21 protein-coding genes and 1 pseudogene are annotated in these 22,009 nt (G+C 69.5%); 15 read left to right on the forward strand and 7 right to left on the reverse strand.

The window, feature by feature from the left end; translation table 11 throughout:
• Window position 1: 1 nt before the first annotated feature.
• Window positions 2-1,108 (forward strand): NAD/NADP octopine/nopaline dehydrogenase family protein, encoded by a 1,107-nt coding sequence (locus N5K27_RS16050; protein ID WP_279817508.1) that lies wholly within the window; start codon window positions 2-4, stop codon window positions 1,106-1,108.
• Window positions 1,109-1,128: 20 nt separating this feature from the next.
• Here N5K27_RS16050 and N5K27_RS16055 read toward each other — a convergent pair.
• Window positions 1,129-2,130: pseudogene (locus N5K27_RS16055) on the reverse strand (LysR family transcriptional regulator); the annotation flags it as partial.
• On the opposite strand from N5K27_RS16055, the gene N5K27_RS16060 reads away from it, so the two are divergent.
• The 3 genes from N5K27_RS16060 (at window position 2,064) to N5K27_RS16070 (ending at window position 5,305) form a co-directional block, all read left to right on the forward strand.
• On the forward strand, window positions 2,064-3,041 hold the full coding sequence (locus N5K27_RS16060; protein WP_279817509.1) for an asparaginase: 978 nt from the start codon (window positions 2,064-2,066) through the stop codon (window positions 3,039-3,041). The pseudogene N5K27_RS16055 and the gene N5K27_RS16060 sit on opposite strands and share 67 nt — an antisense overlap.
• A gap of 164 nt (window positions 3,042-3,205) precedes the next feature.
• Window positions 3,206-4,189, forward strand: coding sequence for a tripartite tricarboxylate transporter substrate binding protein (locus N5K27_RS16065; RefSeq protein WP_087837781.1), 984 nt, complete (start codon window positions 3,206-3,208; stop codon window positions 4,187-4,189).
• A gap of 9 nt (window positions 4,190-4,198) precedes the next feature.
• The gene (locus N5K27_RS16070; protein WP_279817512.1) at window positions 4,199-5,305 is read left to right on the forward strand and encodes a mandelate racemase/muconate lactonizing enzyme family protein; all 1,107 of its coding nucleotides are present in this window, start codon (window positions 4,199-4,201) and stop codon (window positions 5,303-5,305) included.
• Here N5K27_RS16070 and N5K27_RS16075 read toward each other — a convergent pair.
• Window positions 5,202-6,191, reverse strand: a complete 990-nt coding sequence (locus tag N5K27_RS16075; RefSeq protein WP_087837783.1) for a LysR substrate-binding domain-containing protein — start codon at window positions 6,189-6,191, stop codon at window positions 5,202-5,204. The two genes, N5K27_RS16070 and N5K27_RS16075, sit on opposite strands and share 104 nt — an antisense overlap.
• Window positions 6,192-6,293: 102 nt before the next feature.
• On the opposite strand from N5K27_RS16075, the gene N5K27_RS16080 reads away from it, so the two are divergent.
• From N5K27_RS16080 to N5K27_RS16100, 5 genes are all read left to right on the forward strand, one after another.
• Window positions 6,294-7,502 (forward strand): FAD-dependent monooxygenase, encoded by a 1,209-nt coding sequence (locus tag N5K27_RS16080; RefSeq protein ID WP_279817515.1) that lies wholly within the window; start codon window positions 6,294-6,296, stop codon window positions 7,500-7,502.
• A gap of 49 nt (window positions 7,503-7,551) precedes the next feature.
• Window positions 7,552-8,520 carry a tripartite tricarboxylate transporter substrate binding protein gene (locus tag N5K27_RS16085; protein ID WP_087837785.1) on the forward strand — a complete coding sequence of 323 codons (969 nt, stop codon included), beginning with the start codon at window positions 7,552-7,554 and terminating at the stop codon, window positions 8,518-8,520.
• A 64-nt stretch (window positions 8,521-8,584) separates the two neighbouring features.
• Window positions 8,585-9,265: a DUF2848 domain-containing protein gene (locus N5K27_RS16090; protein ID WP_279817517.1), complete on the forward strand. Its 681-nt coding sequence runs from the start codon at window positions 8,585-8,587 to the stop codon at window positions 9,263-9,265.
• A gap of 28 nt (window positions 9,266-9,293) precedes the next feature.
• Window positions 9,294-9,680 carry a cupin gene (locus tag N5K27_RS16095; protein WP_087837786.1) on the forward strand — a complete coding sequence of 129 codons (387 nt, stop codon included), beginning with the start codon at window positions 9,294-9,296 and terminating at the stop codon, window positions 9,678-9,680.
• 48 nt (window positions 9,681-9,728) lie between these two features.
• Window positions 9,729-11,084, forward strand: coding sequence for an amidase (locus N5K27_RS16100; RefSeq protein ID WP_279817518.1), 1,356 nt, complete (start codon window positions 9,729-9,731; stop codon window positions 11,082-11,084).
• Window positions 11,085-11,095: 11 nt separating this feature from the next.
• Here N5K27_RS16100 and N5K27_RS16105 read toward each other — a convergent pair whose 3' ends face one another.
• Genes N5K27_RS16105 through N5K27_RS16115 form a run of 3 tightly spaced genes read right to left on the reverse strand, consistent with a single transcriptional unit; the run spans window position 11,096 to window position 13,888 of the window.
• Window positions 11,096-12,256: a mandelate racemase/muconate lactonizing enzyme family protein gene (locus N5K27_RS16105; protein WP_279817520.1), complete on the reverse strand. Its 1,161-nt coding sequence runs from the start codon at window positions 12,254-12,256 to the stop codon at window positions 11,096-11,098.
• A complete protein-coding gene (locus N5K27_RS16110) occupies window positions 12,253-12,879 on the reverse strand; it encodes a hypothetical protein (protein ID WP_132979894.1) in 627 nt (208 codons plus the stop codon). The genes N5K27_RS16105 and N5K27_RS16110 overlap by 4 nt, the downstream gene beginning before the upstream one ends.
• A gap of 34 nt (window positions 12,880-12,913) precedes the next feature.
• Window positions 12,914-13,888 (reverse strand): tripartite tricarboxylate transporter substrate binding protein, encoded by a 975-nt coding sequence (locus N5K27_RS16115; protein WP_087837790.1) that lies wholly within the window; start codon window positions 13,886-13,888, stop codon window positions 12,914-12,916.
• A gap of 132 nt (window positions 13,889-14,020) precedes the next feature.
• Between N5K27_RS16115 and N5K27_RS16120 the strand changes: the two genes are divergently transcribed.
• On the forward strand, window positions 14,021-14,947 hold the full coding sequence (locus N5K27_RS16120) for a LysR substrate-binding domain-containing protein (RefSeq protein WP_087837791.1): 927 nt from the start codon (window positions 14,021-14,023) through the stop codon (window positions 14,945-14,947).
• A gap of 7 nt (window positions 14,948-14,954) precedes the next feature.
• Here the strand turns inward: N5K27_RS16120 and N5K27_RS16125 are convergent, their stop codons facing one another.
• A complete protein-coding gene (locus N5K27_RS16125; protein ID WP_087837792.1) occupies window positions 14,955-15,704 on the reverse strand; it encodes an enoyl-CoA hydratase/isomerase family protein in 750 nt (249 codons plus the stop codon).
• Window positions 15,705-15,835: 131 nt separating this feature from the next.
• Between N5K27_RS16125 and N5K27_RS16130 the strand changes: the two genes are divergently transcribed.
• A complete protein-coding gene (locus tag N5K27_RS16130) occupies window positions 15,836-16,864 on the forward strand; it encodes an alcohol dehydrogenase catalytic domain-containing protein (protein ID WP_279817523.1) in 1,029 nt (342 codons plus the stop codon).
• Window positions 16,861-18,354 carry an AMP-binding protein gene (locus N5K27_RS16135; protein WP_279817524.1) on the forward strand — a complete coding sequence of 498 codons (1,494 nt, stop codon included), beginning with the start codon at window positions 16,861-16,863 and terminating at the stop codon, window positions 18,352-18,354. The genes N5K27_RS16130 and N5K27_RS16135 overlap by 4 nt, the downstream gene beginning before the upstream one ends.
• 15 nt (window positions 18,355-18,369) lie before the next feature.
• On the opposite strand, the gene N5K27_RS16140 is transcribed toward N5K27_RS16135, so the two are convergent.
• On the reverse strand, window positions 18,370-19,341 hold the full coding sequence (locus N5K27_RS16140; protein WP_279817526.1) for a tripartite tricarboxylate transporter substrate binding protein: 972 nt from the start codon (window positions 19,339-19,341) through the stop codon (window positions 18,370-18,372).
• 117 nt (window positions 19,342-19,458) lie between these two features.
• Here N5K27_RS16140 and N5K27_RS16145 point away from each other — a divergent pair, with 117 nt between their 5' ends.
• From N5K27_RS16145 to N5K27_RS16155, 3 genes are all read left to right on the forward strand, one after another.
• Window positions 19,459-20,229, forward strand: coding sequence for an IclR family transcriptional regulator (locus tag N5K27_RS16145; protein WP_087837796.1), 771 nt, complete (start codon window positions 19,459-19,461; stop codon window positions 20,227-20,229).
• A 55-nt stretch (window positions 20,230-20,284) separates the two neighbouring features.
• Window positions 20,285-21,037, forward strand: a complete 753-nt coding sequence (locus N5K27_RS16150; protein WP_279817527.1) for a sulfite exporter TauE/SafE family protein — start codon at window positions 20,285-20,287, stop codon at window positions 21,035-21,037.
• A 153-nt stretch (window positions 21,038-21,190) separates the two neighbouring features.
• Entirely contained in the window at window positions 21,191-21,943 is a 753-nt protein-coding gene (locus N5K27_RS16155; protein ID WP_087837798.1) for a hypothetical protein, read from the forward strand.
• The last annotated feature ends 66 nt before the right edge of the window (window positions 21,944-22,009 follow it).

Here is a 22,009-nt window from a genome sequence, read left to right on the forward strand (position 1 = left end):
GATGGCCTCGCATTCCCACCCCGCGCTCGACGTCGCAGTCGTCGGCGCCGGGCCCATCGGCTGCGCCACCGCAGCCTATCTGCTTCGTCACGGACACCGTCCCTTCCTGTGGTCTCCCACCGCATCGCGGCTCGAACGCCGCGGCGGCATGGCGCGCATCGCCTGCACCGGCGCCCTGGACGGCGACGTGGAGATCGAGCTGCTGGCCGCGCCTGAACGGCTGGCCGGGTTCGATACCGTCATCGTCTGCCTGCCGGGCAACGCCTATGCCGACGTGCTGGGACGGCTGGCACCGCTGTGGCGCGACGGCCAGACCGTCATCGTCAGCGGCGCGCTCAGCCTGGCGCCGCTCTGGCTGCGCGAGCGCGCGGCGCGGCGCGGCTGCGAGCTGCATGCCGCGGGCTGGGCCACGACGCCCACGACCGCCCACTTCCTGCCCGACGGCCGGCTGCACGCGAATCCGCTGCGCCATCGCATCGACATGGCCTCGACCGGAGATGGCGGCCGCATCCTGGCGCTTTGCGCCGCCTTGCTGGGCGAGCGCTTCGTCGACGCCGGCGACCTGCTGGCGCCGACGCTGGCCAACATCAACCCCATCGCCCACGCCGCCGAGGTCATCCCCAACCTGACCCGCATGGACCGGGGCGAGGACTGGCCGCTGTTCGGCTGCTTCACGCCGGTGGTCGGCCGCCTGGCCGAAGGGCTCGATCGGGAACGCCTGGCCACCGCCGCGGCGCTGGGCTTCGCCCTTCCCACGCTGGCCGAGCATTACAGCCGGTCCTACCATATCGAGGCCGGGCCGCTGCACGAGATGGCCGCGGCCATCCAGGCGCGCGGCATGGGTCCATCGGGCCCCGCCCGCCTGGACCACCGCTACGTGCTGGAGGACGCCCCCTTCGGGCTGGTGTTCCAGGAAGCGCTGGCCCGGGCCGCGGGCGTGGACACGCCGCTGCTGTCGGCCTGCATCGACATCCTGGAATCCGTCTATGCGCGCGACTTCCGGGCCGAGAACTTCCTGGTGGACGAACTGGGACTGGCCTCGGGCGGCGTGGCCGCGCTGCGCAGCCGCTGCGCCGCCTCGCGCAGCGCCGACACGCCCCCGCGATGAGCGCCGCTGAAGCGGTAGACCATCGCGATCGGTACCGGCGCGGGCAGGTCTTCCATGCCGATCTCCACCAGGGTGCCGCGCCGCAGGCGATCCTCGATCACGCAACGCGCCGCCAGGGTCACGCCCAGCGCCTGTTCGGCCAGTTGCAGGTTGGTGATGGCATTGGTGGATTCGATGCGAGGCACGATGGGCGCCAGGCCGTGCTGCAGCATGACCTGCTCGACCATCATGCGGGCATTGGTCGGCCGGGGCGGCAGGATCCACGCTTCGTCGCGCAACGACCGCCACGCGTGGCGCCGCCGGCGGTCCGCGGCCAGCGGATGCTTGGGCGCGCACACCACGGTCCACTCCTCGACTCCTATCTGCTCGATGACGAAACCGTCCGGCCTCAGCCCGCCAAGCTCGGACGGCGTGTTCATCGTGACCAGCACGTCGAGGTCGCCGGCCTCCAGCTTCTGGCACATGTCGGCCAGCCGGCCCTCGACGATGCGCACGGGCGGCAGGCCCCCATGGGCCGCCAGATCACGCAGCAGCCTGGGCACCAGCGTCCAGGCGATGAAGGGCGGCGCGCCCAGCCGCATGCCCTGGTCGGCCGGCATGCCATGCGCGGCCAGTTCGTCCGCCAGCTGGGCCACCTCGCCCAGCAGCACCCGCGCACGCTGGACGATCAGGTCGCCGGCCGCGGTCGTGACCACGCCGCGCGGCAGGCGATGGAAGATGGCCGTGCCGAACAGCGCCTCCACTTCGCGCAGCCCCTTGCTGACCGCGGCCGTGCTCAGATGCAGCCGCTGGCCCGCCGCCCGCATGTTGCCGGCATCGGCCAGGGTACTGATGAGTTCGAGCTGGCGCATCCTGAGCGCGGCCAGCAGGCGGTGTGTCGCATCGTGCATACGGATAGTCCTGGCAGGGGGGCGCGACTGCGCGTCCCCACGCGAGCATACTCCGCGGAGGCCGCATGACGCGCCGACCCGCCTCCGTGCGCATCGTGGCCACCGGCGGCACCATCGCCGGCGCCGCGCCATCGCCGCGGGACACCAGCGGCTACCGCGCCGGCGCCCTTCCGGCCGCCGCGCTGCTGGCCGCCCTTCCCCTTCAGGACGACATCCGCCTGGATGCGCGGCAACTGGCTTCGCTGGACAGCAAGGACGCGCTGCCCGAGTTATGGCAAATGCTGGCGCGGGAACTGGCGCAGGCACAGTCGGACCCCGGCGTCGACGGCGTGGTGCTGACCCACGGCACCGACACCCTGGAGGAGACGGCCTGGTTCCTGCACCTGACCCTGGCCCTGGCCAAGCCGCTGGTCATCACCGGCGCCATGCGCCCCGCCACCGCGATCTCCGCCGACGGTCCCATGAACCTGCTGCAGGCCGTGCAGGTGGCGGCGTGCCCGTGGGCGGCGCGGCACGGCGTCGTTGCCGTCCTGAACGGCCGGGTCCACCACGCCCGCCATCTGCGCAAGGCGCACACGCATCGCGTGGACGCCTTCGATAGCGGGGAAGCCGGCGCCGCCGGCTTCGTCCAGGATGGCTACGTGGGCTGGCTCTCGCCGCCCCGCCGCCGCCCGCCGCGTTTCCCGCCGGACACGCCGCTGGCGCCCGTGGACATCCTGTTCGACTACCCCGGCATCTCCACCTCGATGGTCGATGCGGTGCTGCGCGCCGGCGCGCGCGGGCTGGTCTGGGCCGGCTACGGCAACGGTTCCATCAGCGGCCGCATCGAGCCGCTGTTGCGCGAGGCCGGCCGCCGCGGCCTGGCGATCGTGCGCGCCACCCGTACCGGCGCCGGCCGGGTGGCACATCCGGGCACCGGCGATTTCATCCAGGCCGCCGGCCTGGACCCGTACAAGGCGCGCATCGCGCTGATGCTGGCGCTGGGCGCCGGCACGCCGCCGGCGGCCTTGCAAGCGCTGTTCGACACCCTGTCCTACGAATGAATGAAGCGAGCGGCGCGCCCGGGGTTTTCCCCAGCGCGCCATCGTTGAAAGCGGCAACTTGTTACGGTATAGTTGATAAAATCCATAGTTGATTTAAGCAACAATCTGGCTTTTCCCCGGCAAGGACGAGAAGTCCTCCGGACAGCCGCCATCGAGGAGACAGCATGAAGACCCGTTTCGCCCTCCGGCTGGGAGCCGTCGCGGCTGCCTTGGCGACGACGCTGCCCGCATGGGCGCAAAGCGAATCCGCGGCCAATTATCCGTCGCGGCCGATACGCATCATCGTTCCCTACACGCCGGGCGCGATCAATGACGTACTGGCGCGCCGCATCGCGCAGCAGTTGTCCGAAGCGCTCAAGCAATCGGTCGTCGTGGAGAACAAACCCGGCGGCGGCACCGTCATCGGCACCGAATACGTCGCACGCGCCGAACCCGACGGCTACACGCTGCTGCAGACGGCAGCCTCGCACTCGATCAATCCGAGCCTGGTTCCCAAGCTGCCCTACGACTCCATCAAGAGCTTCAGCTTCATCACCCTGGTGGGAACCTCGCCCTACGTGATGACCGCCACCCCCAGCCTGCCCGCCAACACGCTCCCCGAGCTGATCGCGCTGGCCAAGTCGCAACCGGGCAAGATCTCGTACGCCTCGACCGGCAACGGCGGCAGCGCCCACCTGATGGGCGAGCTGCTCAAGGACATGGCCCAGATCGACCTGATGCACATTCCCTACAAGGGCCTGGCGCAAGGCCTGAACGACGTCGCCAGCGGACAGGTGCAACTGACGTTCAGCACCTATACGGGCGCGATGGCCTACCTGCAGCCCGGCCGCGTGAAGGCGATTGCCGTCACGGGCAAGGAACGCATGTCGGTGCTGCCCAACGTGCCCACCATCGCCGAAACCCTGCCCGGCTACGATGCCTCGGGCTGGTGGGGCTATGTCGCGCCGGCCGGCACGCCCAAGCCCATCGTCGACAAGCTCAATCGCGAGTTGAACAAGATCGTGCAATCGGCCGACTTCAAGGAGCACTTCAAGTCCCAGGGGGTCGAGATGCTGGGCACCACGCCTGACGAGTTCCGGACCCACGTCGAGCGCGAGATGGAAACCTGGCGCAAGCTGATCAAGAAAGCCAACATCACGATGGGCTGACCCCCCGCCATGAAGATCGCCCGCTGGTCGCTGGACTTCTACCGCCTGGCCTATCGCCGCCAGGTGGTCTGGGCCAACGCGATCGAGGACGCCGGCGTCTACGCCCTGCTGCGCATCGAGTCGGACGACGGCCTGGCCGGCATGGCCGAAGGCACGGTCAAGGCGACCTGGTCCGGCGTCTCGCCGGCCTCGCTGGCCGCGGCCTTCCGCGACCTGGTGATGCCTGCGGCGGCGGGCCTGGACGTATCCGACCCGGCCGCGCTGCGCCAGGCGCTGGCTCCCCTGCCGGAGAATCGACTGGCCAAGGGCATGCTGGAGACCGCCTGCTGGATGCTGCGCGCCGCCCGCGCCGGGCAGCCGCTGTGGCAATTCTGGGGCGGCACGCCCGAGGTCGAGGTGACCTGGACCGTGACCCGCCAGCCTCCGGAGGTCATGGCCCGCGAAGCCGCGGGCGCGGCAGAGCGCCATGGCATCCGCGCGTTCAAGATCAAGGGCGGACAGGGGATGGACGTCGACCGGCGGGCGCTGCGCGCCATACGGCGGGCCGTGGGCGACGGCGCGGTCTTCAACGTGGACGCCAACTCGGCGTACGCGCCGGACGAGGCCGCGGCCTACCTGCGCCTGCTCGAGGACGAAGGGGTCGAGACCGCGGAAGATCCCTGCCCGCTGCGCCCGGATGCCCATTTCGAGGCCTTGCAGCGGGGCACCGCCCTGCCCATCCTGGTGGACAGCCCCTGCGCCACGGTCGCCGACGCCGCGCTGTTCCTGGAACGGGGCGCGCGCTCGCTCAGCGCCAAGCCCGGGCGCATAGGCATGACCGAGACGCTGGCCATCGGCGTCCTGGCGCGCAAGTACGGAGCCCGGATCGCCACCGGCATCTATGCGGAAAGCGCGCTCGGTACCCTGATCAACCTGCAACAAGCCGCGGCCGTGCCTGCCGCCGACTGCGCCTTCGCCGCGGAACAGACTTTCTTCCTGACCCTGGCCGAGCAGGTCGTGCCGGCCGAACCCGTCATCCGGCGCGGCCGCGTGGCGCTGCCGCCGTCCCCTTGCGTGGACGACTGGATAGACCGCGAGCGGCTGGAGCGGTACCGCCTGCCCGTGTCCGCGTCCTGAGGGATGCGGTCTGCGCCTGCAGCCAGGCGCGAAAATCCGCCAGCACCGGGTCGCCGGCGTTCTCGACCGGATAGGCGAAGTAATAGGCGCCTTCGCTGCGCACGGCCAGGTCCGACAACACCTTGAGCTTGCCCGAGCGCAGTTGGTCGCCGATCAGGAAACGCGGCAGCAGCGCCACGCCCAGGCCGGCGCAGGCGGCGCTGATCAGCATGGACTGGATCTCGAAGCGCGGCCCCCGCATGACGTTGACGTCGGGCAGGCCAGCCGCCGAGCACCAGTGGCGCCAGGCCTCGGGGCGGGTCATCAGGTGCAGCAGCCGGCAGCCTACGATGTCTCGCGGACCGGGCGCGGCGGCGCCCCGCAGCAATGCCGGGCTGCCCACCGGCAGCAGCACCTCGTCGAACAAGTGGTCGATCCCCGCGCCGGGCCAGTCGGGCGCGCCGAAATACAGGGCGCCGTCCAGCGCGCTTTCGCTAAAGAAGAAGCGCGTGCTGCGCGCGCTGACGTGCACGGTGGCCCCGGGCTGGTCGTCGTAGAACGAGGCCAGCCTGGGCACCAGCCATTGCGATCCCACGGTCGGCAGCGCGGCGATCTCGAGCACCACGCCGCCTCCCTCGTGCCCCATGACTTCCTGCGTATCGCGCTCGATGCGTTCGATGGTCTGCATCACCCGCTCGCCATACATGGCTCCCGCACGCGTGAGCGAGATGCGCTTCTTGATGCGGTGGAACAGCCGCACGCCGAGTTGTTCCTCCAACAGCGAGATCTGGCGCGACACGGCGCTTTCGGTCAGTGACAGCTCGGCCGCCGCGCGGGTGATGCTGAGGTGGCGCGCCGCCGCGTCGAAGGCGGTCAACGCACCGATGCTGGGCAGCCTGCGTCGCATTGGGTCATTCCAAAAACTCAAGATGTCTCCAGAATAAATCGTTTGTCGGACCGCGGACAAGACTCCTAGGATGTGTCCCGTTCCTCCACATTCCTGCATGCCATGACCGCAAACAACGAACGAGTCCTGATCGCCGGCGCCGGCCCCGTGGGCCTGGTGGCCGCCAACGTGCTGGCGGATGCCGGCATCCCCGTGACGGTGTTCGAGGCCGAGGCCAGCCTGCCGCAGACCTTGCGCGCCTCGACCTTCCAGCCTTCCACGCTGGACCTGCTCGCTCGCCTGGACATTTCGAAATTACTCATCAACATGGGCCTGGTGGCCCCGCGCATGCAGTACCGCGACCGCCAGGGCTGGGTGGCAGAGTTCAACTTCGGCGCCATCGGCGACGAGACCGCGCACCCCTATCGCCTCCAGTGCGAGCAGTTCAAGCTGAACGGCCTGCTGGTCGAGCGCCTGGCGCGCATCCCGCATGCCGAGGTCCGCTTCGACGCGCGCGCGACCCACGTCCGGCAGGATGCGGACGGCGTCACGCTTACGCTCCAGGGCGCCGACGGCGCCACGACGACGGAACGCGGCACCTGGCTGATCGGCGCCGACGGCGGCCGCAGCGCGGTGCGCGACCTGCTGGGCGTGGTGCTGGAAGGCTTCACCTGGACCGAACGCTTCCTGGTGGCCAGCACCCCGTTCGATTTCGCCGACGTCATCCCCGGCCTGGCCGAAGTCAGCTACTTCGCCGATCCCGAGCAGTGGTTCTTCCTCTTGCGCGTGCCCGGCCTCTGGCGCGTGATGCTGCCGGTGGGCGCGGACGAGACAGATGCCGACATCCTGTCGGACGCCAGCATCCAGCGCCGCCTGCAATGCGTGCACCCGAACCCGGCCGGCTACGCCATCGAGCACCGCACCATCTATTCCGTGCACCAGCGCGTGGCGCCGCGATACCGGGTGGGCCGGGCCTTCCTGGCGGGCGACGCGGCCCACCTGAACAATCCGCTGGGCGGCATGGGCATGAACGGTGGCATACATGATGCTTTCAATCTTGCCGACAAGCTGGCCCGCGTCTGCCTGGGGCAGGCCGGCGAGGCCCTGCTGGACAGGTACGAGGCGGAACGGCGGCCCGTGGCGCTCGACTACGTGAACAAGATCACCATCGCCAACAAGAACAACCTGGAGACGCGGGACGAGGCGCGGCAGAAGACCTGGCGCGAAGAAATGACCCGCACGGCCGGCGACGGGCAACTGGCCAGGGAGTACCTGTTGAAGGTGTCCATGATCAGCAGCCTGCGGCGGCCGGAGATGCACCAGGGCGCGTGACCCGCAGTATGCGCTCCCCTTCCCTACCATCCTCCATCGGGAGTTCAGCATGTTCAGCAAATTCGCACTAGGCAGTATGCTCGCGCTGGTGTCGGCCACGGCTCCGGCCTGGGCCGACTCTTATCCCAGCCGTCCCATCACCATCGTGACGCCGTTCCCCCCGGGCAGCACCAGCGACATCATTCCCCGCCTGCTGGCCCCCCATGTCTCGAAGGCCCTGGGCGCCACGGTGGTCGTCGAGAACCGCGCCGGCGCCAACGGCTCGCTGGGCGCCGCGAAAGTGGCGACCTCGCCGGCCGACGGCTACACGCTGCTGATGGCCACGACCGGCGTGCTGGCCATCAATCCCTGGGTGTACGGCAAGCTGTCGTACGCCCCGGCCAAGGACTTCGATCCCGTCATCAACGCCGCGTCCACCCCCAACCTGCTGGTGGCCCACCCCGGCATCGCGGCCTCCAACCTGAAGGAACTGGTCGACCTGGCGCGCAAGCGTCCCGGCGAGCTGACTTTCGCCTCGGCCGGCAACGGCAGCACCAGCCACCTGTGCGGCGAATCGCTGAAGGCGGCCACCGGCGTGGACCTGGTGCACGTGCCCTACCAGGGACCGGCCCCGGCCATGCAGGACGTCCTGAGCGGCCGCGTCAGCCTGATGTGCGACAACCTCTCGAACGTCCTCCAGTACGTCAAGAGCGGCCGCCTGAAGGCCATCGCGCTGACCGGCAAGGAACGCAGCCCGCAGGCGCCCGACATCCCGACCTCGGCCGAGGCCGGCTACCCCGACGTGCAGGCCGGCAACTGGTACAGCTTCGTCGCGCCCGCAGGCACGCCGCGCTCCATCGTCGACCGGCTGAACACCGAGTTCGCCAAAGCCTTGCACGACCCCGCCGTCACCTCCCGGCTGGAATCGCTGGGGCTGACCATCATCGCCGACAAGCCCGACGAGTTCCGCGCCTTCATCGCGCAGGAATCGGCCCATTGGCAGAAGGTGGTCAAGGCCGCCAATGCCAGGCTGGACTGACGGCCCGCCCGATCCGGCCGCCATGTCCGCATGCGCGGCCGCCACGTTTTCCGATGGATACACGATGCTCCTGAACTTCATCACCGGCGCGGGCACCGCCTCGCGCGACACCGCCATCTCGCACGCAGTCATCGCCGGCTGGACCGGCCGCGACCGCGAGGCCATGGAGAAACACATCGCCGAGCTGGAGGCCCTGGGTGTCCCGCGCCCGGCCGCCACCCCCATGTACTACCGCGTCGCGGCCTCCCGCCTGACCACAGGCGACCGCATCGAGGTCTGCGGCACCGACTCCAGCGGCGAGGTCGAGTTCGTCATGCTGCGCGCGGGCGGGCGGTTGTGGGTAGGCATAGGCTCGGACCACACCGACCGCAAGGTCGAGACCATGGGCGTGGCGATCTCCAAGCAGTTGTGCGAGAAACCCGTGGGCGCTGACTGGTGGCTGTTCGACGATGTGGCCGCGCACTGGGACCGGCTGCTGCTGCGCGCCTTCATCGAGGAAGACGGCCGGCGCGTGCCCTACCAGGACGGCCCGGTGACGGCCATGCGCCATCCGCTCGAGCTGATCGCCGGCTATGCCGACGGCGGTGGCGCCCTGCCCGAAGGCGGCGCGATGTTCTGCGGCACGCTGCCCGCCCACGGCGGCATCCGCCACTCGGCCCGCTTCGATTTCGAACTGCACGACCCCGTGCTGGACCGCACGCTGCGCCACGGCTATCTCGCCGAGTCGCTGCCCGTGGCCGGCTGATTCCCTTTCATATCAGGAGTCCCTTTTTATGCCCGTGAACAAACTGCACGACGAATTCCATAACGTGGACATGGAGAACGGCTGGCAATTGCCCGAAGGCTACGACCCCGCCTCCGGCGCCCGCGAGAAGATCCTGGCCGGCGCGCTGGACGTCCTGAACAAGCGGGGCAGCCGCACCCGCCTCCTGCGCTTCCCGCCCGGACTCCACACGCGGGAGGCCATCGTCCATGACCATTGGGAGGAAGTCTTCCTGGTCTCCGGCGACCTCACGGTGGGCAACGACGCCGACGGCAACGGCGGCACGCCGTTCTCCGGCTACACCTACGCGGTGCGCCCGCCCGGCGCCTGGCACGGCCCGTTCAAGTCCAACGGCGGCTGTCTCCTTCTGGAAATACACTACTACGACCCTGCCTGAGGCCCACCCCTACGCCCTTCGGGCGCCCAGCACGCATGGATGATTGATATGACTCCGCCCGACAAGTCCCTAGAACACCTGAGCGCCGAGCTGGACGCCGGCCGCGTCACCAGCCGCGCGCTGGTGGAAGACTGCCTGGCGCGCATCGCCGACCCCTCCGGCGAAGGCGCGCGCGTCTATACCCTGGTGGACGCCGATGGCGCGCGGCGGGCCGCCGACGCGATCGACGCGGCGCGCGCGCGAGGGGAAAGCACCCGGCGCCTGGCGGGTATTCCCATCTCGATCAAGGACTTGTTCGACATCGAAGGCCAGGTCACGACGGCGGGCTCGCGCGTGCTGGCCGAGGCCCCGCCCGCCGCGCGCGACGCCGAGGCGGTCGCCCGCCTGCGCGAGGCGGGCTTCGTCGTCATGGGCCGCACGAACATGACGGAGTTCGCCTATTCGGGGCTGGGACTCAATCCCCACCACGGCACGCCGCTCAACCCCTACGACCGCAAGACCGGCCGGATTCCCGGCGGTTCGTCCTCGGGCGCGGCGGTGTCGGTCACGGACGGGATGGCGGCCGTGGGCCTGGGCACCGACACCGGAGGCTCGTGCCGCATCCCCGCCGCGCTGACCGGCCTGACCGGCTTCAAACCCACCGCCGCGCGCGTACCCGCCACCGGCGCCTTCCCGCTGTCGACCACGCTGGACAGCATAGGCGGCATCGGCCGCACGGTGAATTGCTGCGCCATCGTCGACGCCATCCTGTCCGGCGATCCGGTGTACCCGAACGAGCGTGCGTCCCTGGACGGGCTGCGCATGGGCGTGCCGCAGACCCTGGTGCTGGACGGCATGGACCATGACGTGGCCTCGGCCTTCCAGGACGCGCTGCGGCGGCTGTCGCAAGCCGGCGCGGCCATCGTGGACGTGCCCTTCGCGGAGTTCGCGGAACTGGCCGCCATCAATGCCAAGGGCGGCTACACGGCCGCCGAGTCCTATCCGCTGCACCGGGACATGATGGCCCGCCACGGCGACCTGTACGACCCGCGCGTCAAGGTGCGCATCGAGAAAGGCGCGCAGCTGACCGCGCAGGACCTCGCCGAACTGCACGCCCGCCGCGCCGACTGGATACGGCGCACGAGCCGCCACTTCGAGACGCTGGACGCCATCGCCTGCCCCACGGTGCCCGTGATCGCGCCGGTGCTGGGTGAACTGGCCGACGACGAGGCCTATGGCCGGACCAACCTGCTGGTGCTGCGCAACCCGACCTTCATCAACTTCCTGGACGGGTGCGCCATTTCGCTGCCCTGCCACGCACCGGGCACGGCGCCGGTCGGCCTCATGCTGGCCGCGCCGGGCGGCCAGGACCGCCGCCTGCTGGCGGTGGCGCGCGCCGTCGAGGCCCTGCTCGCGGCGCGCTGAGCCGGCGGCCGCTACTTGCGCCGCGCGAACTCCAGGTACTCCGGGTCGAAGCTCATGCCCCAGCCCGGCGCGGTCGGCAGCGTGTAGAACCCATCGACGAACGGCCGGGCCGGCTGGTTCGCGATCAGCTTGTAGAAGAACGGATCGCGCCAGGGAAGCATGACTTCGGCATAGCGGCCGTTGACCACGCCCGCCGACATCATCAGGCCGATCTGCGGCTCCAGGTGCTGCATGACCGCGACGTTGAAGGCCGAGGCCAGCATCGCCACGCGCCGCCACTCGGTCGGACCGCCGCCCCAGCTCGCATCGAAGTTGCAAATGTCGATGGCGCCCGCCGTCAGCAGGTCGCGGCAACCGAAGCGCGACAGTTCGCTCTGCCCCGCGGCCACCGGCACGCCTCCCACGGTCCGCACCACGGCCATGTCGGCGCGGTCGTTGTCCCAGCGGCAGGGCTCCTCGAACCAGGCCAGGTTCAGGTCGCGCGTCCGGCGCACGAACTCCAGCGCCTCTTCGCGGCTCCATCCCTGGTTGGCGTCGCAGGCCAGCACGAAGCCATCGCCGCCGGCCCGGCGCACGGTCTGGGCGCGCAGGGCGTCCTCGGCGGGCGTCTTGCCCCCCAGCTTGAGCTTCAGGCCATGGATGCCGAAGGCCTTCAGTTCGGCCACTTCGTCCGCCAGGGCCTCCAGGTCGCCGCTCTGGCGGTAGTACCCGCCCAGCGCGACCACCGGCACCCGCTCGCGCGCGCCGCCCCACAACAGGTGCAGCGGCAGGCCGGCCAGCTTGCCCACGGCATCGTGCAGCGCGCTGTCCACGCAGGCCTGGGCCCGCAGCGCCACCCGGCGGTCGCGCAGGAAAGGCTCGGTCGCGCGCCGCGTGGCGGCCCAGGCGTCGTCGATGGCCGCCACGCGGCGGCCCTTGAGCAAGGGCTCCAGTTCATCGTGGATCAGCCGGATGATGGCCGGCTGAAGTTCGTCGTCGTTGCCGTTGAAGCACTCGCCCACCACGCCGGCGTCGGTGTGCACGCGCGTGACGATGGTGCAGCGATGGGTCAGCTTCAGGGTCGAACCCGTGGCCGGCCGCTCCAGCTCCACCCTCAGCGGAATGGTCTCGATGCGGGTGATGCGGGCGTCCACCAGGGCAGGCACGCCGCCTTGTCTGATTGCGGAAGTCATATCGCTCCTAGGCCGGGTTCGAGTACGTAGATCCGTTCGCACATGACCCGGCGCGTGTTCTGGAAATGCGGGCGCACGCGGCTGCTCCAGCCGGTCGCGCGCACCGCCAGCCAGGCGGGATCCTGCTGGATGGCGGGCGTGGTCAGGTCGTAGCAGGCCAGCGAGCGCTGGCTGCCGTCGGGATTGTCCGCCACCAGCCGGCGCGCGCGCACGTTGCCCGTCACGGCGGCCAGCCCGGGCAGGTGTTCCTGCCCATACCAGTTCGACAGATCCTCGGCCACATCGGGACGCACGTCGGTCTCGACCACGTAGTGGTGCGTGACCGGCTGGCCCTGCGAGACGCCGGGCAGGTCCTGCACCGGCGACAGAAGCAGGACGTCAGGCGCCTGGCCGGGCAGCAGCCTGCCGGCCCGCTCGGCGATAGCGCCGGCCAGTTCCAGGCCGCCGGGCCGCGCCGACCAGAAGTACAGGTACAGATGGGAGCCATCCAGCGCACGGTTCGCGTCCACGCGCTCGAAGCATCCGGGGTGGGCGGCCACCACCTCGGCCGCCAGTCGTTCGATGGCCGCCAGGTCGGCGGGCACCGGGGAATACCGCAATAACACCGCGGCGGGTCTGCTCATAGATGCATCTTCCAGAAATTGCCTGCCGGACGCGTCAATCGGCCTGGATGCCCAGCCGCTTGATCAGCTCCGCCCACTTGGTCGTCTCGCCGGCCATGAACTTGCCGAAGGGCTCCGGCGACAGATAGGCCACCGACGCGCTCTCGGCCTCCAGGCGCTGGCGCATGTCCGGCTCGGCCAGGATGTCGCCGATGGCCTTGCTCAGCTTGTCGACGATGGCCGGCGGCGTGCCGGCCGGCGCCAGGATGCCCCACCAGTTGTCGCCGTCGTAGCCGGCCAGGCCCGCTTCCTGGACCGTGGGCACCTCGGGCAGCACGGGTTGGCGCTTGGAACCGCTGACGGCCAGCGGCCGCAGGCGGTTGGCCTTGACGTGCGGCAGGGCCTGCAGCACGGTGCCGACGGACACCTGGGCATGGCCCGCGGCAACGTCGGTCAGGGCGGCGCCGGCGCCCTTGTAGGGCACGTGCGTCATCGAGATGCCGGCCCGGATCTCGAACAGTTCGCTGACCAGGTGCTGCGAGCTGCCCACGCCGGACGACACGTAGTTGAGCTTGCCGGGATTGGCCTTGGCGTAGGCGATCAGGTCCGACAGCGTCTTCACGGGCAGGCCCGGATAGACCGAGATCAACAGCGGCGCGGTCGCCAGCCGGGCAACGGGCGAGAAGTCCTTGGCCGGATCGTAGGGCAGCTTCTTGTACAGCGTCGAATTCGCCGTGTGCGGCGTCGAGATCAGCAACAGCGTATAGCCGTCCGGACGGGACTTGGCCACCACTTCGGTGCCGATGGTGCCGCCCGCTCCGCCCCGGTTGTCGACGATGAACGGCTGCCCCAGGCGCTTGGTCAGCTCCTCGCCGATCAGGCGGCCGACGATGTCATTGCTGCCACCGGGCGCGAACGGGATCACGATGCGCACCGGCCGGGCGGGGTAGTCCTCGGCGCGCGCGGCGCCGAGCGTGGAAGCCAGCGCCAGGGCAACGGCCGGGACCAGGAACTTGCGGGACATCTGCATGGGGTCTCCTCGTGCATGCCGCCTTGGCGGAATCCCGCTGGCGGCGTTTAGTCAAGAGGCGGCATTGTGCGCACGCGTGCCATTTTCATCAATAAAATAGCTTCTACATCTGATATCCATAAATCAAATACCATGGACCTGCAGCAGCTGGAATCCTTCGTGCGCGTGGCCGAACTGGGCAGCCTGACCCGCGCCGCGCTGGTGGCGGGCGTCTCCCAGCCCACGCTCAGCCGCCACATCCGCCTGCTGGAACTCGAGCTGAAATCCCATCTGCTGGTCCGCACCGGCCGCGGCGTGGAACTGACCGAATCCGGCAAGTGCCTGCTTTCCTACGGCAACGCCATCCTGAAGCTGACACGGCAGGCCCGCGCCGACATCCAGGCGCTGCGCGAACAGCCCACCGGCAGGCTGACCGTGGGCCTGCCTCCGCGCATCGCGCATGTGCTGACGCCGGAACTCGTCAAGCAATTCCGCCAGCGCTATCCCGAGGCATCGATTTCCGTTTCCGAGGGCCTGAGCGTCGCGCTGCGCGAGGACCTGATACTGGGCAAGATCGAGATCGCGCTGCTGTTCGATCCTCCGCCCAGCCCCCGGCTCGAATACCGCAGCCTGTATCGCGAAGACATGGTGCTGTGCGGCCGCCCCAAGCCCGCCTTTCCGCTGCCGGCGCGGCTGGCGGCACGGGAGCTGGAGCGCTATCCGGTCCTGGTGCCCAGCATTCCGAACGCCGTGCGCAACGTGATCGAGGCCGGCTGCCGGCCCCATGGCATCAAGCTGAACGTCGTGGCCGAGGTCGACGCGGTGCATACCCTGCTCAAGCTCGCGCTGAGCGGACAGGGCTATGCCATCGTGCCGCGCAGCGCGGCGCCCATCGCCAGCACGGTCGAAGGCGGCCCGTTCAGGATCTCCGCCATCGGCTCGCCCCGCATGCGCAACAACCTCGTATTGGCCACCGCCCGCGAGCGGCCGCTGTCGCAGCTCGCGCAGGGAACGGTGGAACTGCTGGCGGCACAGGACATCGGCCGCCTGCTGGACGCCGGGCGGCGCATCAACGGATAGGCATGCCCTAGCGGATGCGTCCCGCCCCGGGTTTGTGGGCCACCACGTCGCCGAACTCTTTCGATTCGAGTATGGCCAGCCGCGCGTCGTCGATGGCGGCGGCATGCTCGCGGGCGCGGCGCCGGCGCTCCAGCAGGATCAGTCGCTTGGTCTGCGCCACCGCCGCCGCGGAATTCGACGCGATGCGCCGCGCAAGCGCCATCGCGGCCGCGAGGCTGTCGGGCACGACCTCGTCCACCAGCCCGATGCGCAGCGCTTCCCGCGGTTCGATCAGCCGGGCCGTCAGCATCAGGTCCAGCGCGCGCGGTTCGCCCACCAGCCCCGGCAGCGTGACGGCGCTGACGCCCGAGAGCATGCCGTGCTGGACTTCGGGGAATCCCAGCTTGCCGGTCTCGGCGGCGATGCGGAAATCGGCATGGATCGCCAGGGTCAGCCCCATGCCGATGGTGAAGCCGTGCAGCGCCGCCACGACCGGCTTGTGCAGCTCCACGCCTATGCCGGGAATCGCGTCCATCAGCGTCGGCGTGTCGACCATGGTGCCGGTCGCCTGCATCTCCTTGATGTCCGAGCCGGCGCAGAAGGCCTTCTCGCCGGCTCCGCGCAGCACCAGTACCGATACGGCGGGGTCCTGCGCCGCGTCGCGCCAGATGCGGCCCAGTTCCCGCTTCGCGGGCACGTCCAGCGCGTTCATGCGCTCCGGGCGGTTGATGACGATCTCGTGGATGCCGCCCTCGAGCGGACGATAGTCGATACCCATGCAGGCCTCTTCCGTTGAATGACGCCGGCTACACGTTGACAGGCCGGTGCCGGCTATGCAAACTATACCGCAGATGTGTAAATAGTAAACATTATGTGCATATAATGCACAAACACAGGACACACCTACTCATGAAAGCCGTCATCCTTTCCGCCTTCGGCGCACCCGATACCCTGGAAATCCGCGAGGTTCCCACCCCCTCCCCCGCGGCCGGCGAAGTGCTGGTCCAGGTCAGGGCAGCCGGCATCTGTCACCACGACGTCCTGCACCGCGCCGGCAAGCTGCCGGGCGCGCGCGCCGGCGTCGTCCTGGGCCACGAGACCGCGGGCGAAGTCGTCGCGGTAGGAGACGGCGTGATCACGCATCGCGTAGGCGACCCCGTGGTCATCTACCAGCGCCAGTTTTGCGGCCTGTGCCGCAACTGCCTGCGCGGCCGGCAGGACATGTGCCGTGCCCTGGGCCTGCCGGCGGTCGATACCGTGGGCGGCTACGCCGAATATGTCTGCGTGCCCGCGCCCATGGCCATTCCCGTGCCGCGCGGCCTGCCCTGGGAGGCCGCGGCGCTGTCGTGCTGCCCGATAGGCACCAGCCTGCGCGCGCTGCGCACCCTGGCCGGCACCAGTCCCGGCGACACGGTCCTCATCACCGGCGCCAGCGGCGGCCTGGGCATGCATCAGATCCAGATCGTGCGCGCCCTGGGTGCCCGCTCCATCGCCGTCACCTCGAGTCCGGCCAAGGCCGCGCACCTGAAATCGCTCGGAGCGGACGAAGTGATCGTGTCGCCCGACCTGAAATTCAGCGCCCAGGCCTGGCAGCTCACCGGCAAGCAGGGCGTGGACATCGCCATCGACAACCTGGGCCTGTCCCTGCCCGAGACCCTGCGCAGCATGGCCCAGGGCGGCACGGTGGTGGTGCTGGGCAACATCGACGGCCAGGCGGTGGACGTGCTGCCCGGCCTGTTGATCGGCCGGCGGATACGCGTCATGGGATCGGGCAGCGGCACGCTGGAGGACATCCGCCAGGCGCTGGCGATGCTGGCTTGCGGCCAGATCCGCCCCGTCATTTCCGCTACCCTGCCCTTCGACGAGATCCGCCGCGCGCACGAGCTACTCGACACCAAGGCCGTGGAGGGCCGCGTGATCATGCAGGGCTGGCTATGAACATCGGTGCCCTGCTTCAACGGTGCGCGCAGCACTGGCCCGGCCGGCCCGCGATCGTGGACGCGCGCGACGGCGGCGTCCTGGACTTCCGCGCATTCGCCGCGCGCGTGTTCGGACTGGGCCACGCGCTGCGCGCGGACGGGCTCGGCGACGGCGACCGCGTCGCCATCCTGGGGGACAACACGCCCGCCTACCTCTTGTGGGACTACGGCGCGATGTCGGCGGGACTGGTCCGCGTGCCGCTCGATCCGGCGCTCAGCGCCGATGAACAAGCCGCGCAACTGATCGACGCCCAGGCCCTCATGCTGGCCCACGGGGCCGAATATGCCGATCGCGCGCGCGAACTGGCCGCCCGCGTGCCGGGCCTGCGGCTGCGCCCGTTGGAGACCGACGCCGGCAGCCGCGAGACCCCGGCGGCCACCCCCGCCGCCCAGGCCATGGCCTCGCTCAACTACACGGGCGGCAGTACCGGGACGCCGAAAGCGGTGGTCATCACCCATGGCAGCCTTACCTCCGCCTTGCAGAACATCGTCTTGGCCCGAGGCCAGCACCCCGGCGACGTCATGCTCAACATGCGGCCACTGTGGCCGATCGCCGCCATCATCGTGCTGGCCCAGCTGGCCGCGGGGGGCACCGTCGTGCTGGCCGGCCGCTTCGAGCCGACGCGCTTCCTGGAACTGCTGGCGCACTACCGCGCCACGTCCACGTCCCTGGTCCCCACGCACCTGGTGCGGCTGCTGAAGGAAACCCGGCCCGCCGACCACGACCTGGGCGCGCTGCGCAGCATGGACGTAGGCGCCGCCGCCATTGCGCCCGATACCTTCCTGGCCGCCATCCAGGCGTTCGGACCTCGCTTCGGCATTCTGTACGGGCTGACCGAAGCCTCGTGGAGCTGCTACCAGCCGCCACAGGCGCTGGCCGATCCGGCCACCCGGGCCCAGGCCATACGCAGCGTGGGCCGTCCGCTGTTCGGCTGCGAAATCCGCATCGAAAGCGAGGGGGAAACCGCGCCGGCAGGCACCGAAGGCGAAGTGCTGATACGCGGCGCCCACGTCGCGGCGGGCTACTGGCGGCAACCGGAACTGACCGCCGGGGTCTTCCGCGACGGCTGGTTCCGCACCGGGGATCTCGGCATCCTGGATGCCTCGGGCGTGCTGCGCATCACCGGCCGCCTGAAGGAAGTGATACGCAGCGGCGGCAAGTCCATTCTGCCGGACGAGGTGGAGCGCGCGCTGTGCAGCCACCCGGCCGTGGCCGAAGCGGCCGCCGCCGGCCTGCCCGATCCCGAGTGGGGCGAGATCGTCGGCGCCGCCGTCGTGCTGCGCGCGGGCGCGGCGGCCACGGCCGAGGAACTGATGGAACACTGCCGCCGGTCGCTCTCGGGCTTCAAGAAGCCGCGCGTGATCCGCTTCGCTCCGGCCATCCCCAAGTCCCACTACGGCAAGGTGCAGCGGGCCAAGGTACGGGCCTTGCTCGCGGAGCCAGCCTGAGAGCCGGACTTCCCGTCACTGCTCGGCGATGTTGGCCAGCTTCACGACCTCGCGCGACTTGGCCGTTTCCTGGTCGATGAAGGCCCGGAAGCGGGCGCCCGACACGCCCGAAGGCTCGAGCCCCTGGCGCTCGAACCAGGCGCGCGTGTCGGGCTCCGCCACGAAGCGCTTGACGGCGGCCTCCAGCTTGTCCACCACCGAGGCCGGCAATCCCGCCGGGCCCCACAAGCCATACCAGGTCGAGAAGTTGACCTCGGGATAGCCCGCTTCGGCGAACGTCGGCACGTCGGGAGCCAGCGCGCTGCGCTTGTTCCCCGTGATGGCCAGCGCCTTGAGCTTGCCGGCCTTGACCGGCGGCAGCGACGACAGCAGCGGATCGATCATGCCGCTGACCTGGCCGCCCATCAGGTCGACCAGCGCCGGCCCGGTGCCCTTGTAGAGCACGGTGGGCACGGCCAGGCCGGCCCGGTACTTGAAGGACTCCACCGCCAGGTGGCCCGCCGCGCCGAAACCGCCTACCGCGAAGCTGAACCGGTCGGGCGTTGCCTTGACCTTGGCCACGAAATCCTGGACCGATTCGGCCGGCGCGGACGCGGGCGTGACGAACAGCAGCGGTCCGGACGCGACCAGCGCCAGATGCGTCAGGTCCCTGGCCGGATCGAAAGGCGGCTTGTCCTTCATGATCAGCGGATTGACGACCAGGGTCGAAGCCGTGAACAGCAGCGTGTAGCCGTCGGCCGGTGCCCTGACCACCGCCTCGGCGCCGATGTTGCCCGAGGCGCCGGCGCGGTTCTCGACCACCACCTTCTGCGAGAACTGTTCGGACAGCCGGAGCGCCAGCGTACGCGCGACCGCGTCCACCGCGCCGCCGGCCGCGAAGGGCACGACCAGCCTGACCGGCCGGGAGGGATATCCATCCGCCGCGGCGGCGGAGGCCGTAGCCAGCAGGAGAAACGACGCAAACCAGGAAACACGCAGGGACGACATGGCGACAACCTCTCATGACCGTTGGTTATGTGCATATTACGCACATAAAGCTTGTAATACGCACTTGGAGATTAGCGATACCATGTCGCGACGTCAACGATTCCCGCGACCTTGTCCATGCCCCGCCCGTCCATCCCTTCCGCAGCTCCGCCCGGCAATCGGGTGCAGGTCATCGACCGGGCCATGCTCCTGCTCGACGTGCTGATGCGGATGCCGCGAGGCGCGACGGCGCTCGAACTGGCACAGGCGACGGAACTGGACCGCACCACGGTCCATCGCGTGCTCCGCACCCTGGCCTTCTGGGGCATGGTGCAGGCACGGGAAGGGGTCTATGCGCTGGGACCCAAGTGCCTGGTGCTGGGAACGGCCCAGCACGACCGGCTCGGCATACGGCGCGCCGCCCTGCCGCATGCGATCGAGCTCCAGGAAAAAGGCGTGGGCAAGCGCCGCGCGATCGTCTCCATCTCCGTGCCGGCGCTGGACGAGGTGGTCATCATCGAACGCATCTGGGCTCCGTCGGTGCCGCTGAACATCATCACCGACATCGGTACCCATTTCCCGCTGGACGCCAGCGTGAGCGGGCGCGCCATCCTGGCCGCATGGCCGCGCGAACAGGGCATCGCGCACGTGGGCGAGGAACGCTACGCGGCCGTCTCGGAACGGCTGGAAGCGATACGCGCGGCCCGGGGCCTGTCGTTCGGCCTGAGCGAGATGCGGCCGGGGGTGGGCACGCTCGCCTGCCCGGTGTTCGGCCGTGGCGGCGAAGCCGTGGCCGCGCTGATCGTGGCCGGGCTGGCGCTGGAAGAAGAACTGGATCCGGAAGCCCCGCTGGCCCAGCACGCGCTGCGCAGCGCGGCCAGCATCTCGGCCGTGCTGCGCGCGAGCTGACCGCGCAACGTCCTGCCGGGAAAGCCCCTCCTTTTCGGGTTAGTATTTCGGGCTCATGACCGTACTGACCTTTCTGCTATTCCTCGCCTGCGTGGGCCTGTCGGCCTACTGCCAGAACCTCACCGGCTTTGCCTTCGCCCTGCTGCTGCTCGGCATGGTCGGCGCCTTCGGCCTCATGCCCATTCCCGAGGCGGCCAACGTCGCCAGCGTCCTGAGCCTGGCCAACGCCTGGGCCTACTGGCGCTACAACCGGGTCACCTTCGACTGGACGCTGCTGCGGCCCATATTGACCAGCAGTCTCCTGGGCGTGCTGGGCGGCGTCGCGCTGCTGGCCTGGCTCAGCACGAATGCGGTGACGACGCTGCGGCTGCTGCTGGGGGTGGCCATCATCGGCTGTTCCGTCCTGCTACTGGTGCAGAGGGCGCCCCGCGCCCAGCCGTCGGGCAAGCCGGCGCTGTGGTTCTTCGGCGTGCTGTCGGGCCTGCTCGGCGGGCTCTTCTCCACGTCGGGACCGCCCATGGTCTATCACCTGTACCGGCAGCCCCTGGATCGCAACCTGGTGCGCGAATGCCTGTTCATGATGTTCGCCGCCAGCGCCGCCCTGCGCCTGGTACTGGTGGCCGCCAGCGGCCATTTCGAATGGAGCTCGCTGCTGCTGGGCGTCTGCGCCGTTCCCGTCGTCGCGGGCGTGTCGTGGTGGCAGGCCCGCCATCCGCCTCCTATTTCCCGGCGCGCCATCGAATGGCTGGTCTGCGGGCTGCTCATGCTGGCGGGCGCCAGCCTGATATGGGCCAGCCTGGGCGGTTGAAACCGCCCATTGTGCAACGCACAACAAAAATCGGGCCTTAACCCCCTTTTTCCCCTCAGTTGTAAGCAACTTCCCGTCCAGACGTGCGAATCTGGTGTCACCGCTGCGATATCCGCAACGGCCATACCGTCCCACTCTTACAAGGAAGTCCAAATGTCTTACGACAACACTTTGTCCACCCGGTCCGGCCTGCTGCTGCCGCTTTCCGAGCAAACCCCGGAGAACCTGCCCTTCACCGTCCGCATCGCGCGGGACGGCGAGGCGATGGAAAAAGCCATCACCATGCGCCAGTCGGCCTATGGCCGCCACGTGCCGGAAATCGCCCGCAACCTGGGCGAGCCGGAACTGCACGACACCGATCCCGGCTCGGTCGTGCTGCTGGCCGAATCCAAGTTCGATGGCGCGCCGCTGGGCACCATGCGCGTCCAGACCAACATGTGCGGCCCGCTGTGGCTGGAACAGTCGGTCACGCTGCCCGATTGGCTCTCGGGCTATGCGCTGGCCGAGGCCACCCGGCTGGGCGTGGCCAGCGAACGCATGGGCCGCGTGGCGAAAACCGCCCTTTTCAAGGCCTATTTCCTCTTTTGCGTGCAGGCTGGCATAGACTGGATGGTCATTGCCGGACGGTCCCCGCTCGACCGCCAGTACGAGGCGCTGATGTTCCGCGAAGTGTTCCCCGGCCAAGGTTTCATGCCGATGCGGCACGCCGGCAACATTCCCCACCGCGTGCTGGCCTTCGAGATCGCGACGGCGGAAAAGCGGTGGCGCGAGGGCAGCCATCCTTTGTATCAGTTTGTGTTCAAGACCCATCATCCGGACATTCGCATCGATGGGAATTTGATTAACATTGACGCGCTGCGCAGCGCTTCGCGGGAACGGGAAGAACTCCTCCAACCGCAGGCCTGATACGGCACGATCAGCGGCCCATCCGGGGGGGCGGGCCGCCCGCGGACCGACAAGCCCCCCCTCCTT

It is taken from the genome of Pigmentiphaga sp. GD03639, assembly GCF_029845405.1.
Lineage (GTDB): Bacteria > Pseudomonadota > Gammaproteobacteria > Burkholderiales > Burkholderiaceae_B > Pigmentiphaga > Pigmentiphaga daeguensis.

What these genes read in the sequence shown, in the direction of transcription:
- N5K27_RS16050 (WP_279817508.1), top strand. Translation starts at nt 2, where the DNA reads ATGGCCTCGCATTCCCACCCCGCGCTCGACGTCGCAGTCGTCGGCGCC.
- N5K27_RS16060 (WP_279817509.1), top strand. Translation starts at nt 2,064, where the DNA reads ATGACGCGCCGACCCGCCTCCGTGCGCATCGTGGCCACCGGCGGCACC.
- N5K27_RS16065 (WP_087837781.1), top strand. Translation starts at nt 3,206, where the DNA reads ATGAAGACCCGTTTCGCCCTCCGGCTGGGAGCCGTCGCGGCTGCCTTG.
- N5K27_RS16070 (WP_279817512.1), top strand. Translation starts at nt 4,199, where the DNA reads ATGAAGATCGCCCGCTGGTCGCTGGACTTCTACCGCCTGGCCTATCGC.
- N5K27_RS16075 (WP_087837783.1), bottom strand. Translation starts at nt 6,191, where the DNA reads ATGCGACGCAGGCTGCCCAGCATCGGTGCGTTGACCGCCTTCGACGCG.
- N5K27_RS16080 (WP_279817515.1), top strand. Translation starts at nt 6,294, where the DNA reads ATGACCGCAAACAACGAACGAGTCCTGATCGCCGGCGCCGGCCCCGTG.
- N5K27_RS16085 (WP_087837785.1), top strand. Translation starts at nt 7,552, where the DNA reads ATGTTCAGCAAATTCGCACTAGGCAGTATGCTCGCGCTGGTGTCGGCC.
- N5K27_RS16090 (WP_279817517.1), top strand. Translation starts at nt 8,585, where the DNA reads ATGCTCCTGAACTTCATCACCGGCGCGGGCACCGCCTCGCGCGACACC.
- N5K27_RS16095 (WP_087837786.1), top strand. Translation starts at nt 9,294, where the DNA reads ATGCCCGTGAACAAACTGCACGACGAATTCCATAACGTGGACATGGAG.
- N5K27_RS16100 (WP_279817518.1), top strand. Translation starts at nt 9,729, where the DNA reads ATGACTCCGCCCGACAAGTCCCTAGAACACCTGAGCGCCGAGCTGGAC.
- N5K27_RS16105 (WP_279817520.1), bottom strand. Translation starts at nt 12,256, where the DNA reads ATGACTTCCGCAATCAGACAAGGCGGCGTGCCTGCCCTGGTGGACGCC.
- N5K27_RS16110 (WP_132979894.1), bottom strand. Translation starts at nt 12,879, where the DNA reads ATGAGCAGACCCGCCGCGGTGTTATTGCGGTATTCCCCGGTGCCCGCC.
- N5K27_RS16115 (WP_087837790.1), bottom strand. Translation starts at nt 13,888, where the DNA reads ATGCAGATGTCCCGCAAGTTCCTGGTCCCGGCCGTTGCCCTGGCGCTG.
- N5K27_RS16120 (WP_087837791.1), top strand. Translation starts at nt 14,021, where the DNA reads ATGGACCTGCAGCAGCTGGAATCCTTCGTGCGCGTGGCCGAACTGGGC.
- N5K27_RS16125 (WP_087837792.1), bottom strand. Translation starts at nt 15,704, where the DNA reads ATGGGTATCGACTATCGTCCGCTCGAGGGCGGCATCCACGAGATCGTC.
- N5K27_RS16130 (WP_279817523.1), top strand. Translation starts at nt 15,836, where the DNA reads ATGAAAGCCGTCATCCTTTCCGCCTTCGGCGCACCCGATACCCTGGAA.
- N5K27_RS16135 (WP_279817524.1), top strand. Translation starts at nt 16,861, where the DNA reads ATGAACATCGGTGCCCTGCTTCAACGGTGCGCGCAGCACTGGCCCGGC.
- N5K27_RS16140 (WP_279817526.1), bottom strand. Translation starts at nt 19,341, where the DNA reads ATGTCGTCCCTGCGTGTTTCCTGGTTTGCGTCGTTTCTCCTGCTGGCT.
- N5K27_RS16145 (WP_087837796.1), top strand. Translation starts at nt 19,459, where the DNA reads ATGCCCCGCCCGTCCATCCCTTCCGCAGCTCCGCCCGGCAATCGGGTG.
- N5K27_RS16150 (WP_279817527.1), top strand. Translation starts at nt 20,285, where the DNA reads ATGACCGTACTGACCTTTCTGCTATTCCTCGCCTGCGTGGGCCTGTCG.
- N5K27_RS16155 (WP_087837798.1), top strand. Translation starts at nt 21,191, where the DNA reads ATGTCTTACGACAACACTTTGTCCACCCGGTCCGGCCTGCTGCTGCCG.